Genomic DNA, 696 nt, shown 5'->3' on the forward strand with positions numbered 1-696 from the left:
GCACCGCATGGAACAACCTCACCGCCCTGCCACAGACCATCCGATCCATCGGCCTCAGAAAATGGGCTCATATAGGTCAAAGGTGATAGCCCGTAGTATGACTTGTCTGCTGGAGGGTGTGGACTGGCGCAATCCGCAGAAAACATGGAGACCTGAACTGGCGGGATAATAAAAACTGCGCCAGGTCAGCATATACTGGTACCCTTTTGAGCGCCCATGTGATCAACTGCCTTCATGACGGGAGATACGGACGACATCATCGCCTTGCGCGCAGCACTTGCCGCTGCCGAGGCGCGTGCCCAGGTCGCCGAACTCCGGGCCACTGATGCAGAATCGCGCGCGGCCAGCGCCGAAGCGCAGATTGCCCATCTCAAACATCTTATCGCGCGGATGCGCCAGGATCGTTTCGGCACCTCGTCGGAGCGGGGGCGCCGCCTGCTGGCCCAGCTCGAACTCGAACTGGAAGAACTGGAGACGACGCTCGCCGAGGACGCGCCCGAAAATGCGGCGGATCCCGCCGTCCGCACGACAGCACCCCGGAGCAACCGGGGACGCCAGCCCCTGCGTGCCGACCTGCCGCGCGAGCGGGTCGTCATCCCCGCACCGACACAGTGTCCGTGCTGTGGCAGCGATCGTCTGAGCAAACTGGGGGAGAGCGTCACCGAGACGCTGGAGGTGATCCCGCGCCAGTTCAAG

At 63.1% G+C, this 696-nt stretch carries 1 protein-coding gene; it reads left to right on the forward strand.

Annotated features, from left to right (window positions below; translation table 11 throughout):
* Positions 1-234: 234 nt before the first annotated feature.
* Positions 235-696, forward strand: a 462-nt coding sequence (locus tag CFR80_RS18640) for an IS66 family transposase (RefSeq protein WP_181418291.1), incomplete at its 3' end; no start/stop codon positions are given.

Source organism: Komagataeibacter oboediens (assembly GCF_003207815.1).
GTDB lineage: Bacteria > Pseudomonadota > Alphaproteobacteria > Acetobacterales > Acetobacteraceae > Komagataeibacter > Komagataeibacter oboediens.